The organism is Thalassotalea sp. SU-HH00458 (assembly GCF_040362795.1).
Taxonomy (GTDB): Bacteria; Pseudomonadota; Gammaproteobacteria; order Enterobacterales; family Alteromonadaceae; genus Thalassotalea_H; species Thalassotalea_H castellviae.
The window spans coordinates 82,871-97,872 of sequence record NZ_BAABWW010000002.1; the positions used below are offsets into that span (position 1 = coordinate 82,871).

Genomic DNA, 15,002 nt, shown 5'->3' on the forward strand with positions numbered 1-15,002 from the left:
CTTTTATAACAGCGTGTTATGTATGTAGTGTTTGTGGTTTTGTATTTTGTTAGCACTTGTATATTAGTAGAAATACTCAGCAGCTAGAGTTGACGGTAGTTATGGAAAGGTGTAAATATTAGTTATTGTTATTAAGTCGATGGTTGTAGATTTATGGACTTGAGCGAGTCGGTAGGAACTTATAGAACCCCCCTGAAATTAAACTATCAGATGAAAAAGGATACTCGAGAATTATTTAAAAGCACGGTGACGCCTTATAAGGGGAGTGATGGTGTTAGGTTCAAAGATGAAGTTAAAGCCAATATTTGGGAGGATGTTTTTTATTTGAATTTAGTATCAAACCGTATACTTACAAAAATCGATATAGCTATTGCCGTTGGTATTAAGTTTCTAATAGAAACTAATGAATCAAATAGCTTTGGAGAAGTTTTTTGGACTGCAGAATCTGAACAGTCTTTATATAATATTGGTGAAGATGGCAGTTTTTGGGTTGATTATCGCGGATATTCTTATGCTCAACCAACACCTCTTAGAAATTTGAAATTCGAATTGGAAAATTTAAATATTTTTGTTAAAAATGAAACGTTAATTAAGTCTTTGAGAAAGCTACACGGACTTCATTACATAACAATCACGACAAAACATGGGAATAAGGCGGAAGGGGGAGATCCTAAGGTTAGAAGTGAAATTCGCCATATCAGTATTTATGAAGGAATGGAAAACAGAAAAATTTTTAGAGTATGGCGAAATACTATTAGCTAGGATAAAGCTTTGTATACTGTAGCTCTGACACACCCTAGCTTTTTAGCTATTTGGGTTTTATTATGACCTTGAGCGTATAGTTCACGAATTTGGTCATGAAGCTTGTGGTTAACTCTTTTTCCTCGGTATTTACCTTTGGCTTTAGCAATCTCAATTCCTTCTCGCTGGCGTTCTAAAATCATTGCTCTTTCGAATTGATAGATCCCAGATAGAATGGTCATCATCAACTGTTGGAGAGGATTGTTAGAGCCATCAAAGGTTAAGTTTTCTTTGTGAAATTTTAAGGTGATATTTTTAGCGGTAAACTCTTTGATTAAGCGAAGCAAGTCTTCGGTTGAACGAGCCATTCGGCTGATGTCATGACAATGAATAACGTCGCCTTCACGAGAGAATTCGATTAGCTGAGTTAGTGCTGGTCGATTTGTATCTTTGCCGCTGCATTTGTCCGTAAAAACTTTATCTAATTTTAAATTTAACAATTGGCGAGCTGTATTCTGCTCGACTGTACTTACTCGAATATACCCTATTTGTGCACTCATATTTGTCACCGTATGTTTTAAATCTAGAATTCCAAAATAATTGGATATTTTAAAAGCCACAATACTTAAAACTGACAAAGTAATTACGGAAAATGAACGTTCATTTTGAGTACACTCTAAATAGTCGTTTAACAGATTGAAAACTGTTTAAAGTACTGGCAAGCTGAAGTTCAAATATAGTTTGGGACATTATTTTATATGGACGAATATCACTACAATGAAAAGCAGGCCAAACGTGAAAAAATGGCTGAGATTAGGAAATATAAAAAGCCAACAGAGTCCTTGGTTAATAAGAAAAAACGTTGCTCTGAAAATACAGCATTGGTGGAAGAAACCGAGAGGGAAATAAGCAATATCAATGAAGCAGTTGATACTATTCTACATTCAATAGGTAAGCTTAATAAAGAGGAGGCATGGTCAATTGGATGTGATAACACAAAGCAGCTATTTACCGAGCGCCTTCATTTACTCCCAAGTATTGCTAATAAATTAAAGGAACTGAGCAAGCTAAAAACTACATTTGAACCACAGGGGGTTATTAATGATTTAGTCGTGTTAGATTTTTTCAAACAATTAAATTGTGAAGATCTAGCAAAAACCACTTTAAAGATTATTAAACAAAAGAACAGATCTATTGATTTGGATACAGTTATTAAAACAATAAAGAGGATTCATGTTGAACATCTCAAAAATTTTTATATTCCTGAAGATGTGCTGGTTCGCTTCTGTAATAACCGTTATGTAATGCCAACTAGACCCGAAGCAGATAGCTCTGACCAAACAAGTAATATCCATTTCGAATTTGAAGTTAAGGTTAATCCAACTTTTTCTAGCATTAATAAATCTAAAAGCAGAAGAAGTATAAAACAAAAAATGGGAGTTAATCTCAAGTTGTAATTTTAAACTCATTAATGTTTTTAATCGATAGTGTGAGCGTTATGACTGTACTTAAAACAGCCATTTATTGTTGGTTGGAAAAGATACAATTTTGTGTATCTATTTGGTATTTGTTGCCGTTAAAATCAACAATATATTTAGTGTTGTCTATGCCTAACTCAAATAACGAACAAAATTATCCTTTACTTTGATTTTACAGCCTTTATATTACTATTGATAAGTGATTGTTTTAGTTTCTTTTTGACTCCTGGGTCATCTAACTTGTTCCATGACTTCTACCTATGAAATATAGCAAAGGACGCTACCTCCCTATCACATTGTTAATAAACTTAAAAAATATTCTTAGGATTTTAAATGAACCACACCGCTGAACGCGCTATTATCGCATATCTTGATCACTCTTTTAGGAACTCATCTCACCAAGGCATAGTTCAAGCCGTATTTGAAAAAATTAATGATGAATACTACCCCATTAATACCAAAGAACATTTTTGTGATACTAAGATGGTTTTCGTAACAGCTGGCTACGATGATTTAGAAAGCAGATATACTCATGAATTATTTGAACTTCGCGTCAATGAAACGTCAAAGGAAATGGAAGATGGTAAATGCCGTTATGTATCAACTGGCCAGCATGCTAGTCCGATAAAGTCTAAATTAGTTACAGCTCAGATCATTAAAAATGTTGTTCCCGATCACAACAACATGCTTATCACTACTTCCAACAAACCAATTTCCAAATTAGTTTTCCTAGAAAATGACGATATACTATCAGGCCCCTTTGAAGTAGTTTCAGTCAATATTGAGAATGAATCATTCAACGAATATTTGGTTGAACTTTCTGCCGTATCACAAGAGCAGCGTTCAGCTGATCAAACAAAGTTATTGCAATCATTCCACTACAGTGAAATTCACCTAGGTTTAGTCCATGAAAAAGTGACAACCATTAAGCTTGGCGCAAATGATTTTACTGTTATTAGCGATCTAAAAGACGCGTTAAACCATGCTGAAAAACTCATTGACCATATCAGCGATCACGATCTTGTGACCCGTTACGGCGGAATGTTAGCTTCTAACCCTAATATTCGGAACTTCAGTAAAGGTCAACGTGATCTAATTAGAAAGCAAGTCGGCACCATCCGTGAGTTCAGAGTGCATAAACCGAGATTTAATAAATTATTCGATCTTTTTGATTTAGCTGATGCTTGGCCACATGAAAGAAAAACCCTGCTCGATGAATTTATCGAATCAGAAAAAGGCAAGGAAATACTCCAAGCCTTCATTGACGACAATAAAGACGAATATTTTCAAGAAGAGCGTGCGCGTTTCGAAGAACGACTAACTCAAGACATGGCGGATTTAACTGAGTCCTGCAACCAATTGCGCCAGCAAAAAGCGGCTATAGAAACTCAGGTTCGTCAAGCTAATGAAGAGTTGAAAAACTCTGTCAATATCGACTTCCAAAAAGAGCAAGCGGCTGAAGAAGCTAGCAAGCTAGACTCGACGTTATTAGAAAAAAGAAAGCAGATTGATGACGCAAATAATGACCTGAATCAAATACAAGAAAAGTTCCAGCAATATAGTTCATTAGAAGAAATGGAAAATTATAGAACAGATCTTTCTGCCGCAATTAAGTTTGCAAATAATGATTTAGAAAAACTCGAAGAGCAAAAAGACAACATCCAAAAGCAGATTAGTGATAGCAATGATGAATTACTGCATGAATTAGTTAAACTTAAACCTAGAGTTGATATGCTTAGTGGGGTGCTGAAGAAAGAGCACAAAGAGCATATTTCATTTAATACGCCAGCCAACACTAAACTTGAAAGTTTTGACACAACCGAGCAAAGCCAGTTCATCGAAAGTGTCTCTGAACAATTAACCGATTTCGGGCGTAAAGTCGACTTCGAAGATTTAACGAACATCATCACATGCGTGAGTCAGAGTCAGTTTACGTTATTTAGTGGCTTACCCGGCACAGGCAAAACGTCACTAGCTAAATTAATTGGTAAAGCGGCGGGATTGGATAACCGATTACTCAACATTCCTGTTGCTCGCGGGTGGACTTCTCAACGTGATGTACTTGGTTTTTATAACGCGCTATCTCAAAGCTATGTCCCTTCTGCCACAGGTTTGTATGATTTAATCAATCAAATGCAAGCTCAAAACGATGGCGATGTAAATGCACCAGCAATTGTTTTACTGGATGAATTTAACCTATCTCAACCAGAGCACTATTTCAGTCCATTCATGGAAATGGCGGATAAAGAGTCAAACCGAGTAATCCACACTGGCGACCAAGACAATCCAATGCTTGCTGTTCCTGAGCACATTAGATTTTTAGGCACTATCAACCACGACGAATCGGTACAATCCTTAACACCAAGAATGCTAGATCGTAGCGCGATTGTTCATTTTGAAGAGCAAATAGACGGTTCGGCTATCATCCAAAGCACTTCTGAAAAAGAAGCTAAGGTGAAGCAAATACTAAGCGGAAATGACTTCATAAGATTATTCCAGCCTAAGGCAAATACAGCGCTCCCTGACGAAGTACAAAATATATTAAACGATATTATTAAAGTACTTTATGACGACAATACAAAATTCGGTTCACAAGTGATCGTTTCATACCGAAAGATTAAAGCTATCACCAACTATTACAACGTTGCCTCTAGCTTGATGATCAGTGATAGATTAACAGCATTAGACTACGCGGTATCTCAACATATAATCCCGTTACTAAACGGGTTTGGTGAAGAGTTTGGTGTAAGACTTCAAGCATTACAGCACATTTTACCTGATGCTTTAACCAAAACTAATTCACGCCTGCAGCGAATTATTAACCGTGGTCAATTAAATCTACACACCTATGGTGCATTATTATGATCCAATGGGCGTTATACGTAGAAAGACAAAATTACAAAAATTCTTTCTATCCAACAACGAGTGAAATCATTCAAATTAATGAAACTGATTACATTGACATAGAAGTCACTGTACCAGCGGAGTTATTTGATAATGGTGATCCCTACGTCGTTATTGGTGATGTCCCGTACAAACTACGCTTAGTGTCAGCATCTGACACTAAGCGTACATTCATTACTGTTGAGCCTAGCGAAAAACACCACAAACAAGTGTTTTATAATTACTTTGGTGAGAGTGAAGTTTCATTGTGCTTCGATAATGATTTTATTCACCCTCACACATTTAAAGTAGACATAAGAGCCCGCCGAGCTAACGCTGAATTAGCACAACAAATGATTCAATATATATCGTCTAATCTGGACGATGTATATCTGCTGTGCTTCTCTAAATCTTATACCAGCACTAGCTTAAACAAGGACAATGAAAGCGCGGGTAACCGCTTCGCTCTAATTAAAGATGCCGTTGATTATTTATTTACTAACCAAGCCAAGATAATCAAAGATCATAAATTTAATTGGGAACACGAGATGGTGTTATCTCAACAAGGGCAACCTACCGGTCCTGATAGCGTTCATTATTTACTGAGCCACCTCGATCAAGTCGAACCAAGTGATATTCACACATCAAACATACTGATAAATAATCGGCCATATGTCTCGCATCAGGTACCCAAAGAAATTCTCGCGGAGAATTCGGACGTATTTGAAAACAGAGTTATCTATAGCTTTCTTTTCGCGGCTAAACAGTATCTTTCGAATTTACGTAAGAATTTCTTAAGTGAGCTTGATGATGGCGTCCAAAGAAAAATGACCACTACCGATGATAGCAATGAGTTTGTATCTTTCGATCATACGTTGATAGGTTATAAAAAGGATATTATCGCTCATCAATTAAGTGAAATAGCTAAAGTTGAGAAGAAAAACAAATTCCTGATCTCACTGTATGACAAAAACTTAAATGTTAAACTGGTACCGCAATTACGACCTAAGATGACCCCTTTTGTCACTGCAAGGCCACATTATCGAACCTCGTATATCAAGATAAACCAGTGGTACCTTTCAAAAGCGCCAGACATAAATACAGAAAACGTATTAATGGGATTAAGAAGCCTATCCTCTATTTACGAGATTTGTTGTTTACTCTTTTTAAACTCACTTGTTTCAAAAGAATTAAAAATCCCTAGAACGCTTGAATCCTATATTTCTTATTCTGAGACTTTACCTTATGACGGTGAATTAGCGACAAGACCGAAGGGCCAGACAAATAATTTATTTCTTTATAAAGATCTCGATACAACTATTTCGCTAAAATTCGAGCCTAATATTTATAAATTTCGACAAGGTATTTCTAGACCAGGTGATTTAATCAAAGTCTCTAAACCACCTAGCTCACACGATAAAGCGAAATTTGGAGAACACCATTATTGCCCTGACTTTGTTTTACAAATAGACAACAAAGATTGGGAAGAGCCTTTGGTCATTATTTTGGATGCCAAATTTCAAAATCACACTAATATAATAAAGTATGCAATTCCAAGCACAGAGCAAAAGTACTTAAGAGATTTATTCGAAGTTAAAGAAGATTTCTCAATCGGCATGTCGCCAGTAAAACTTCTTGTCCTCATGTACCCTCATGGTAGCCAAAGTGTTGCAACGAGGCTACTTAAAGAACATTTAGTGGGTGAAGACTTATGCATATTCCCTCAAACAATGGGAATAAAATCGACACCTAGTGCTGTATCTCGCTTATTTAATACAATAATCAAGGCTTATGATTATCACGGTAAAACACAGCGTAAATTGTTGGGAATTAACCAACCAGAGCCATATAACCTTCAAGTTATTAAATAAATATCAATGTAAGTTATCTTAATATCAACAATACTGGTTAGCATAAACGTAGGTTTGGCGTTAAAGCTATATGTTATAAAGTAATTAATCATTTAGGTGTAAAAATGAGTTACAACTGAATATCTGCTATTGGCTGTGAGTTCAATTGTTCGAAGCCGTCTTTACAAAGGTTTTTAATATCTATTGAATATTAAAGAAAGATAATAAAATCAAAGTGTTAAATTTTCTATGAAAGTTAACTTATGTGTTGACTCATAAATTTTAGTAACCGCTTGCTCTATCTATAATAGTGCAAGCGGTATGCTAAAACTTCTTAATATCAGGACGTTAAATTAAGAAAATTGGCACACGGTTTTCTTTTCATATCTAAATTTTTTAAAACTCACTCAAGTTTCTGTTTCTACTTCAATTTTTTCCTGATACGATCTATGAGATTTATTACCTATGTTTTAATATATTTCGTTAAGTCATATAAATTCTACTAACCCAACCAATACAGGCGTTTTCAAATTGCTCTCCCCTTAAAATCTATCTTTTAATAACTAATCTGTTAATATTTCTTATAAACTCATATTACTAACCTTTTCATATCGTAAAAATAAACTGAGTGCATCAGAGTCTGAATATTTAACGTACTCAGTACCTAGAGATAGTTTGCCAAAGGCATAGTTAGCACCAAGGTGATAGGCTTTTTGATTTGGGGCATCTTTTGTGGTTTGAACTTCCAATCCTGCGTAAAGGTTTATGTTTCTAGCCACAGTGTAATGAACAAAGCCGCTACCACCGTAATAGTCAACGTCAAAGCCAGTGTGGCCATTGTTATTACTTAATTCAGCTTCAATGTTGCCGTAGTTTGCACGTACATCAAAATGCATGATTTCAGAAAACGGAATGATGTAACCTAAACTTGCGCTCCAGCGGTCTTCTTCGAATTTAATACCATCTTCTGTATCGTTAAGGTCTCGGTAGCGGAGTTCACCAAACACGTTTTGCCAACGCTTGTTAGCACGTACTTCAAAGCCAGTTAATCCAAATTGGTCAATATCTGAGTATTCAGATTTGACAATTCCATGCACTTGCAAAAAATTATAATCTTGTGAAGCGTTAGCAGAAAGTCCCCCTAAAGTTAACGCAATAATTGAGAGGTTTGACACGATAAATTTCATATTCTTCCTTTAAAAATAGTTTTAGTAAGTAAAGTGAAAGCAAAGATATCAAGCCGAAAGTGAACCAAGGGTGAATAATCTTAGTTAGTATAAAAATATTGCGTCACTTTTGCTTTGCGCTTGGCAACATAGAGGGAATTGAACGGGCCTGACAAACAACGCAAGATTTTACCTTTATTTGACCGTCAGGTAGATACAATTGTTCATCTTCAACATTTATTGGTAAGTCGTTTATCAATTTGTATCAAATGGAATTCTATGAAAAAAACACTCATTACTTTGGCTTTGTTACCGTTGCTATCTATTGCTGGCGAGTACGAAACTACCATAGGCTTAGGCCACCAATACGGCGGCATTATTGGTGCCCAGCTGGGTTACAAAACAACATCAACAAAATACTATGCGGCAATTGGTGCTGTAGGTTTTGCATTGGGCGCCCAAACAACATTTGGCGATGTAAAAAATAAGCATGCATACGGCTTTGTGGTTGGTAAAGAAAGCATTCAGGCCGAAGATGGTTTTATATTTGTGACGTATGATTATCACTTTGACGGATTAGAAAATAATGGTTTTGTCATCGGGACTGGGGTTGGTTTTACTCGAGCTGATGAATATCATTGGTTCGCCGATAGAGGGGAGATTGAAACTACACCATTTATTACGTTAAACATTGGTTATAAATTTTAAATCAATAATTAGATTGTCATAATTGACAATTTTTATACACATTAGCTTATTGGTTATCTCACTTATTCAATAGCCCCTTGCGCTTATGCTGGGGGCTGATTTTTAATTATGATAATCTGTTATTCAATCATCCTGAAAATACTTTTAAAGATTCAGGCTTGATTGAGATTGATAACTCTTCTGCTGAAAAATTTTCACCATCAATGACATAATCTATTGTCTCTTTTGCTTGTATAACAATGTGTTGGGCATCTTTGTATTGAAATAGTGTCGATTTATCTTGTAAGCCTAAACTTGATAAGGTCAGATCGGAGAGTGCTAATAGTCTTCCTCCTAACGATTCACTGTTGTCTAAATAGGTGACATGCAATTGTCCATCATTAACTTTTGGAGGTTTGCCTCCATGAGCTAATACTGTACTAAATGGTGCAATGTTTGCGATAACTAAACTATGTGCTTTAATATTTTCAGTGGTTTCGTCATCAAATGTTACACGTATTTCTTGGTGTTCTTCACTCATCACGGCATTAAAAAAACCCGTTAAGTAGGCCAATTGACCTTGTTCATTTTTTTCCTCTCGATGGGCGTGCGCGATCATTTTTTGCTCAAAGCCAATACCTAATAGCAGCAGTATTGGCTGACCATTACATTGCGCGGTATCAATTTTCTGAATATTATCACTGGTGATTGCATGGCAAGCACTTTCAATTGGCGAAACTTTAGAGTTGATACCATATAGCACATGACACAATGCATTTGCTGTTCCTAAAGGAATAATACCTAGGGTGATATCTCGATGAATAAGTGCGCCGGCAACTTCGGTGACAGTACCATCACCACCGCCGACAATAACCGTTGATACCCCTTGTTTGATAGCGTCTTCAGTAAGGTCTTTTGCCGATAATGATGGTGTTGTTTCATAAACACGCAAGCGCATTGTTTTTGTTAATTCACGCAATAACTGTTGTTGATAAGTTTGCCATTTTCCTCCGCCGGACACCGGATTAATAATTAACCACGTTGGTGATTGAAGTTGGAGTTGCTTGTTGTTTTGGATAGCATGTAATATTTTTAGCTGCGCTCTATTAAGGTTTGCTGTACTTCTGATTTGATTAAGCGAGGTTAGCACTTGTTCTACTGACAAGCTTGTATCTTTACTTAAAATATAAGCGGCGACGACAAATACCGAGCGACCTCTTCCTAAGGCACAATGGACAACAACCGCATTTGATTGTGATATTTGTACATCAATCCAATTGAGCGCGTGAAACAATTGCTTTAACGAAGGTACTTGATGGTCCAGTGTCGGAATATTTAAGTAATCAAACTTTTTATCTGTCATGGCGCTTTCTAACCCAACAAACTCAGCCGTAACATCAACAATACAACTGATACCTTGTTCATTCAGAGTGTGCAAGTCTTCGCTAAATAAGCGGCGAGAAAGGTACAAATTGTCCTGTACTTTTTGGATCGCAGGCGCTTTATCATGTCTTCTTGCCCAAGCATTATATATTTTTGCTCCCGTAAGAAAGGGAATAAATGCCCATTGTATCCAAGCTGAAATTTTACCGTCTTGGCTTTTTCTAAATATTGAAGGCATTTGAAAAGTATAAGCTATGGAAACTAACAGCAAAGAAAGCCCAAGCCATATTAATAGCGCCTGAAACAATACGAAAGTTAAATAAAAAGCCATCAAAAAACATAGCAATGCCGCAGTTACATAGTATTTAACGATAAACATTTAGCCCTCCAGATAATTAATCAAAGATACAATTTGAATGGCAGTTAAAGTGCCATTTCTTGGTCATATTGCTCAGCTAATTTTACTTTTTGGTTATCTGTAAGTGCTTTACCTGCCATTTGGAAAAAGCTTCTCTCTTCTTCTTCTAAATGATGTAACACTTTATGCTGAAGTTTTTTTGCCAGCGTTAACCATGCGGGTGAATTTAAGTCCGTAGCGTCAAGCTCTTCGATAATTTTGTCAATAGTATGATGCTCTGCAATACCATGGCGAGTTAGCTCAATGGTTTGGTCATTCTCTATTAAGGGGGCATAAAAGTATCGTTCTTCGGCACTTGAGTGATTTTCAAGTTCTTCTTTTAGTAATAAGTAAAACTCGGCCCGTGTTTTAGAACCTGGGGATGTTTTCAATATTATCTCAAGCAGTAAGCGTTGTTTTTCATGGCTGTCTTTTAAGGCGTCAAATATAGTATGCATGTCATCTCCATGATTAGTTACAGAGATAACAATCGAAGCAAACGCTTCAAATTGTTATCTCATTGAGTCAGGTTAATTGGTTAATATGTTATTGAGAGTTAACTTGTTTAGTGACTAACAATCGTTAATTCATCTTCGACTTCTTTCACGTCATTAGTGTTTTGAGCAATTGAGACAACTAGATCATGCTCAGTATCAGAATAGACTTTCCCTGATAAAGTAACCACGCGATCTGTTGTGTCTACATCGATATCTGTGCCATCTATATTTTGATCCATCAATAATTTTGTTTTGACTACGGTATTAATTTTCGCATCCGTTAAAGTGTTGATGGTTTTTTCTTGTAGAGAAATAGCCGGATCCGCCATCACAGTTAAGTGATTATTAACGCTTTTCACTTGCTCAAGAGTGAGTAGTAATTCTTCTGCAAGGTCTTTTTCTATTTCGCTATCTACTTTACCTGTAAGCGTTATTACTTGATGATTAACGTCGGTATTAATATCAAATGCACTTAAATTAGTATTAAACATTAAAGTTGTTTCAGCCTTACCGTCAATCCATGCATCAAGCGCTTTATCTTGCCACTTTTGAGCGGCAAGTAACGAAGGTGATGACAATAAGAATCCACAAATCAAGATTGGTTTTGTTAAATTGAACTTCATCAGTTATCTCCTTTTGTTGTAAGGTATTAACCATAAAGCAGTGATTGTGCCAGACAGGTTAAGTCATTGTTATTTAATCAATAACTTGGTTTTTGTTAAAAAGTAAAAGGAGGGTGAGGTCAAAAGTGTGAAAAAATTACATGAGCTATTTGTAATTATTATCAGGATATAATTATCGCGTACTCATTCATTTGAGTGAACAAAGATCGTTAAACGGCCATCAGTTAATGAATAATTTTAGTTCAGTATTTATTCGTGACGCTATTCTTGTGGTTTTTCTGAATCGTCATATTTTTCAAGTTTGTTATATAAGGTTTTTACACTGATATCTAATAAGCGAGCCGTGTCACTTTTGTTACCTTGTTGTTGTTCCAAGGTTTCAAGAATTGCTTGTTTTTCGACTTGTGCAAGAGGGACACCTACCGGAACATTCAAATTGTCTTCGTTTTGTTGTTCTGTTAATACAATGTGATCAGCATCGATCATATCGGTTGCAAGAATATAGGCGCGTTCTATCGAGTATTTCAGCTCTCTTACATTACCCGGCCAGTGATAATCGCTTAGCTTGGCAATTGCCGCTTCTGAAATTGGTTTATTTAAATTTTCATCATTATTTTTGTAAGCTAGAAAGTGTATTGCCAAGCCTTGAATATCATCGCCTCGGCTTCGTAATGGTGGCACGTGTAATAAAAATTGAGCTAACCTAAAATAAAGATCTTCTCTAAAGATACCATCGGCGACTGCATCGGCTAAATCTCGATTCGTTGCCGCGATAATGCGAACATCGGCATGTAATACTTTATTACTGCCAACCGGTGAGTAATCGCCTGTTTCTAAGACACGAAGCAGTTGAACTTGAAGTTCTTCTGGCATTTCGGTGACTTCATCAAGAAATAACGTGCCTCCTTTTGCTTGAGTGAAATAGCCATCTCTTGCGTGATGGGCGCCGGTGAATGCACCTTTTATATGACCAAAAAGATCACTGCTAGCTAACTCTTGGCTTAAAGCACCACAGTTAACAGCAATAAATGGTTTTTCTGCTCTTTCGCTAGCATTATGCAAAGTATGAGCAACGAGTTCTTTGCCAACACCACTTTCACCAACAATTAACACACTAGTATCAAAGGTCGCCACTTTTCGCACACTTCGATAAAGCTTTTTCATCACTCGCGAAGAGCCGTATAAAAGTCCGAACTGATCTAAGTTACTCGACTTTACGACGTGGCTAGCGACATGACTTAATTGCGATTCGTCGAAAAATTCTTCCAAAAGCTCATCAATATGCGTCACTTCAATCGGGGTGCGATAGTGGTAAGCTGCGCATTTTAATACCGCTTTATCGAGTAATTCGTTGGGCATCCCTTCACTGAGGAAAATAAAGTCTGTGTCAGGAAAAAATTTATGCTCAGCTAAAAATTCATAATCATCTTGGCTAAATTGATTCGTTTCTATTATGGCGATATCAGGATTTTCAGATAGCCCATTGAGCCATTGCAACTTTGGTCGTTGCTTCACTGCAAATTTTTTGTCTAAAGATAATGAAGATAGAAGGTTAACAAAGCTTTCACTCGAGACACTAATTAATACAGAAGGGGTATACATATTTACATTCCTGATCGAAGGAGAGATTGTCAAAATTACAAAGTTACTATGTAAAAAGTACTTAGCAAATCAAATATCGCATTCTAGTCAGTAGGATTGCTTAGCTTGCGTAGGTTGGCATAAATCTTGGTTATTGTCATTAGTACTCAGCATTTTTGTGGAGGTAATGTGCGTAATATTGATAGTACAAACGTTAGTTACGGTGATCTAGCACTCATTGAAGAAATAGCTCAAACATATACAGAAGAAATTAAAAATCTCTTGAGTTTGCAATATAACCTGAAAACGAATCAGGTTGGGTTAGATTTTCATGAAGAAATAGACATGAGATTGTTATCTATTTCTAGATTAAATCACCTTATCGCGATGCAATCTGCTAGTTCTCTTCAAACATATTCCCCTTTAAAAAGTTCAAACTATCAATTAGCTGGAATGACATTACTGAATGAGCTTCAACAATTGCGCAAACATGCTAAGCAAAACATAGAATTGATCAATAGTTTAGAGCGTTTTATTGAAAGTAAATCATTAAAAAGACACGTCGAACAATATACCAATGAAATTAAAAACTCTTTACAGGTGATTCAGAAAAAAGAATCAGCCTTAACCGAATATTTAGCGGAACAAAAGAAGTCATTGTAAGGGGCGCTGGTACTTACGAGGTTTTATTGTCAATTTTAACATGAGCATTTGGAGTGAGTTGCAAATTATGAATTTAAACGTGTTAGATAATTTTTCGGGGTTGATTGAAGAGAAGCTACACACATGGTTGCAAGAATTAATCATGCATATCCCCAACGTTGTTGTGGCATTTTTGATCGTGTTTATTTTTTCTTTAATGGCACGATTTTTTGGTAAAGTTATCGGAAACATATTACGTAAAGGGTTAGATTCAAAACAAATTGCTGATTTACTGACTTCTATTGGTAAGGTCAGTATTTTAATCGCAGGTATCTTTATCTCGCTAGATTTTATCGGTTTAAAAGGCACCGTTACTTCTTTATTAGCAGGGGCTGGGATTGTTGGCTTAGCCATTGGTTTTGCTTTCCAAGATATGACAGAAAATTTGATTGCAGGGATTGCCATGGGAATACGTAAACCCTTTCAAGTCGGTGATGTTATTCGTGCTGATAGTGTATTTGGTACGGTAAAAACAATTAACTTGCGTAATACACTGGTGGAAACCTTTTTTGGACAATTAGAAATCGTCCCAAACAAAATCTTGTTTCGTAATATTCTCACTAACTTCTCAGTCAATCGTATTCGGTGTATTGAAATTCCGGTTGGAATTTCCTATGCAGATGATCCTGAAGAAGCGGCTAAGGTCATAGTTGAACAGTTGAATCAATGTGACTTTGTTATTAAAAAAGATGAGACAGCGGTTTATGCTGAAGGATTTGGCGATAGCAGTATTAATTTATTGGTATGGTTTTGGATAGATTATCCTGGCGAAACTGGTTTTATGCAGGCACGTCATCAAGCGGTTGCCGTGATAAACGATGCGCTGAAAAGTGCGAACATTCTTATACCATTTCCAATTAGGACGCTAGATTTTGCTATCAAAGGAGGAGAGAAATTAAACGCTATGTTGAATAAACAAAGCGATGATAATCAGAATGAAATAAATTGATTTATCCAAAAGTACCAACCCAATAATGTGTTTAGTAATTAAAGGCGATAAAATGTTTCAAAAGA

The 15,002-nt window shown here is 36.2% G+C and carries 13 protein-coding genes; 7 read left to right on the plus strand and 6 right to left on the minus strand.

Annotated features, from left to right (window positions below; genetic code table 11):
• Positions 1 to 153: 153 nt before the first annotated feature.
• Complete coding sequence (locus tag ABXH06_RS03350; RefSeq protein ID WP_353517296.1) at positions 154 to 762, plus strand: hypothetical protein; 609 nt, start codon at positions 154 to 156, stop codon at positions 760 to 762.
• Here the strand turns inward: ABXH06_RS03350 and ABXH06_RS03355 are convergent.
• Entirely contained in the window at positions 759 to 1,301 is a 543-nt protein-coding gene (locus ABXH06_RS03355) for a recombinase family protein (protein ID WP_353517297.1), read from the minus strand. The genes ABXH06_RS03350 and ABXH06_RS03355 overlap by 4 nt on opposite strands.
• Positions 1,302 to 1,499: 198 nt before the next feature.
• Between ABXH06_RS03355 and ABXH06_RS03360 the strand changes: the two genes are divergently transcribed.
• The 3 genes from ABXH06_RS03360 to ABXH06_RS03370 all read left to right on the plus strand — a co-directional run bounded on the left by ABXH06_RS03360 (position 1,500) and on the right by ABXH06_RS03370 (position 6,973).
• Positions 1,500 to 2,198: a hypothetical protein gene (locus ABXH06_RS03360; RefSeq protein ID WP_353517298.1), complete on the plus strand. Its 699-nt coding sequence runs from the start codon at positions 1,500 to 1,502 to the stop codon at positions 2,196 to 2,198.
• Between the two features lie 354 nt (positions 2,199 to 2,552).
• Positions 2,553 to 5,084 carry a DUF8727 domain-containing protein gene (locus tag ABXH06_RS03365; RefSeq protein ID WP_353517299.1) on the plus strand — a complete coding sequence of 844 codons (2,532 nt, stop codon included), beginning with the start codon at positions 2,553 to 2,555 and terminating at the stop codon, positions 5,082 to 5,084.
• Positions 5,081 to 6,973 (plus strand): hypothetical protein, encoded by a 1,893-nt coding sequence (locus ABXH06_RS03370; RefSeq protein ID WP_353517300.1) that lies wholly within the window; start codon positions 5,081 to 5,083, stop codon positions 6,971 to 6,973. Before ABXH06_RS03365 ends, ABXH06_RS03370 begins: the two co-directional genes overlap by 4 nt.
• A 560-nt stretch (positions 6,974 to 7,533) precedes the next feature.
• On the opposite strand, the gene ABXH06_RS03375 is transcribed toward ABXH06_RS03370, so the two are convergent.
• The gene (locus tag ABXH06_RS03375; RefSeq protein WP_311584312.1) at positions 7,534 to 8,139 is read right to left on the minus strand and encodes a porin; all 606 of its coding nucleotides are present in this window, start codon (positions 8,137 to 8,139) and stop codon (positions 7,534 to 7,536) included.
• 258 nt (positions 8,140 to 8,397) lie between these two features.
• On the opposite strand from ABXH06_RS03375, the gene ABXH06_RS03380 reads away from it, so the two are divergent.
• Entirely contained in the window at positions 8,398 to 8,826 is a 429-nt protein-coding gene (locus ABXH06_RS03380) for a hypothetical protein (protein WP_311584309.1), read from the plus strand.
• Between the two features lie 127 nt (positions 8,827 to 8,953).
• Here the strand turns inward: ABXH06_RS03380 and ABXH06_RS03385 are convergent, their stop codons facing one another.
• The 4 genes from ABXH06_RS03385 to ABXH06_RS03400 form a co-directional block, all read right to left on the minus strand.
• Positions 8,954 to 10,567 (minus strand): diacylglycerol kinase family protein, encoded by a 1,614-nt coding sequence (locus tag ABXH06_RS03385; RefSeq protein ID WP_353517301.1) that lies wholly within the window; start codon positions 10,565 to 10,567, stop codon positions 8,954 to 8,956.
• 44 nt (positions 10,568 to 10,611) lie between these two features.
• The gene (locus tag ABXH06_RS03390) at positions 10,612 to 11,043 is read right to left on the minus strand and encodes a hemerythrin domain-containing protein (protein ID WP_311584302.1); all 432 of its coding nucleotides are present in this window, start codon (positions 11,041 to 11,043) and stop codon (positions 10,612 to 10,614) included.
• Positions 11,044 to 11,150: 107 nt separating this feature from the next.
• Positions 11,151 to 11,705, minus strand: a complete 555-nt coding sequence (locus tag ABXH06_RS03395; protein ID WP_353517302.1) for a BON domain-containing protein — start codon at positions 11,703 to 11,705, stop codon at positions 11,151 to 11,153.
• Between the two features lie 261 nt (positions 11,706 to 11,966).
• Positions 11,967 to 13,307 carry a sigma-54 interaction domain-containing protein gene (locus ABXH06_RS03400; RefSeq protein WP_353517303.1) on the minus strand — a complete coding sequence of 447 codons (1,341 nt, stop codon included), beginning with the start codon at positions 13,305 to 13,307 and terminating at the stop codon, positions 11,967 to 11,969.
• A 168-nt stretch (positions 13,308 to 13,475) separates the two neighbouring features.
• Between ABXH06_RS03400 and ABXH06_RS03405 the strand changes: the two genes are divergently transcribed.
• Both ABXH06_RS03405 and ABXH06_RS03410 read left to right on the plus strand, forming a co-directional pair.
• The gene (locus ABXH06_RS03405) at positions 13,476 to 13,949 is read left to right on the plus strand and encodes a hypothetical protein (RefSeq protein ID WP_353517304.1); all 474 of its coding nucleotides are present in this window, start codon (positions 13,476 to 13,478) and stop codon (positions 13,947 to 13,949) included.
• A 67-nt stretch (positions 13,950 to 14,016) separates the two neighbouring features.
• Positions 14,017 to 14,937, plus strand: coding sequence for a mechanosensitive ion channel family protein (locus ABXH06_RS03410; RefSeq protein WP_353517305.1), 921 nt, complete (start codon positions 14,017 to 14,019; stop codon positions 14,935 to 14,937).
• The last annotated feature ends 65 nt before the right edge of the window (positions 14,938 to 15,002 follow it).

Bases quoted from the DNA above. Each gene is read 5' to 3' on its own strand.
- ABXH06_RS03390 (WP_311584302.1), bottom strand. From the start codon at position 11,043: ATGCATACTATATTTGACGCCTTAAAAGACAGCCATGAAAAACAACGC.
- ABXH06_RS03395 (WP_353517302.1), bottom strand. From the start codon at position 11,705: ATGAAGTTCAATTTAACAAAACCAATCTTGATTTGTGGATTCTTATTG.
- ABXH06_RS03370 (WP_353517300.1), top strand. From the start codon at position 5,081: ATGATCCAATGGGCGTTATACGTAGAAAGACAAAATTACAAAAATTCT.
- ABXH06_RS03380 (WP_311584309.1), top strand. From the start codon at position 8,398: ATGAAAAAAACACTCATTACTTTGGCTTTGTTACCGTTGCTATCTATT.
- ABXH06_RS03355 (WP_353517297.1), bottom strand. From the start codon at position 1,301: ATGAGTGCACAAATAGGGTATATTCGAGTAAGTACAGTCGAGCAGAAT.
- ABXH06_RS03365 (WP_353517299.1), top strand. From the start codon at position 2,553: ATGAACCACACCGCTGAACGCGCTATTATCGCATATCTTGATCACTCT.
- ABXH06_RS03400 (WP_353517303.1), bottom strand. From the start codon at position 13,307: ATGTATACCCCTTCTGTATTAATTAGTGTCTCGAGTGAAAGCTTTGTT.
- ABXH06_RS03375 (WP_311584312.1), bottom strand. From the start codon at position 8,139: ATGAAATTTATCGTGTCAAACCTCTCAATTATTGCGTTAACTTTAGGG.
- ABXH06_RS03350 (WP_353517296.1), top strand. From the start codon at position 154: ATGGACTTGAGCGAGTCGGTAGGAACTTATAGAACCCCCCTGAAATTA.
- ABXH06_RS03360 (WP_353517298.1), top strand. From the start codon at position 1,500: ATGGACGAATATCACTACAATGAAAAGCAGGCCAAACGTGAAAAAATG.
- ABXH06_RS03385 (WP_353517301.1), bottom strand. From the start codon at position 10,567: ATGTTTATCGTTAAATACTATGTAACTGCGGCATTGCTATGTTTTTTG.
- ABXH06_RS03410 (WP_353517305.1), top strand. From the start codon at position 14,017: ATGAATTTAAACGTGTTAGATAATTTTTCGGGGTTGATTGAAGAGAAG.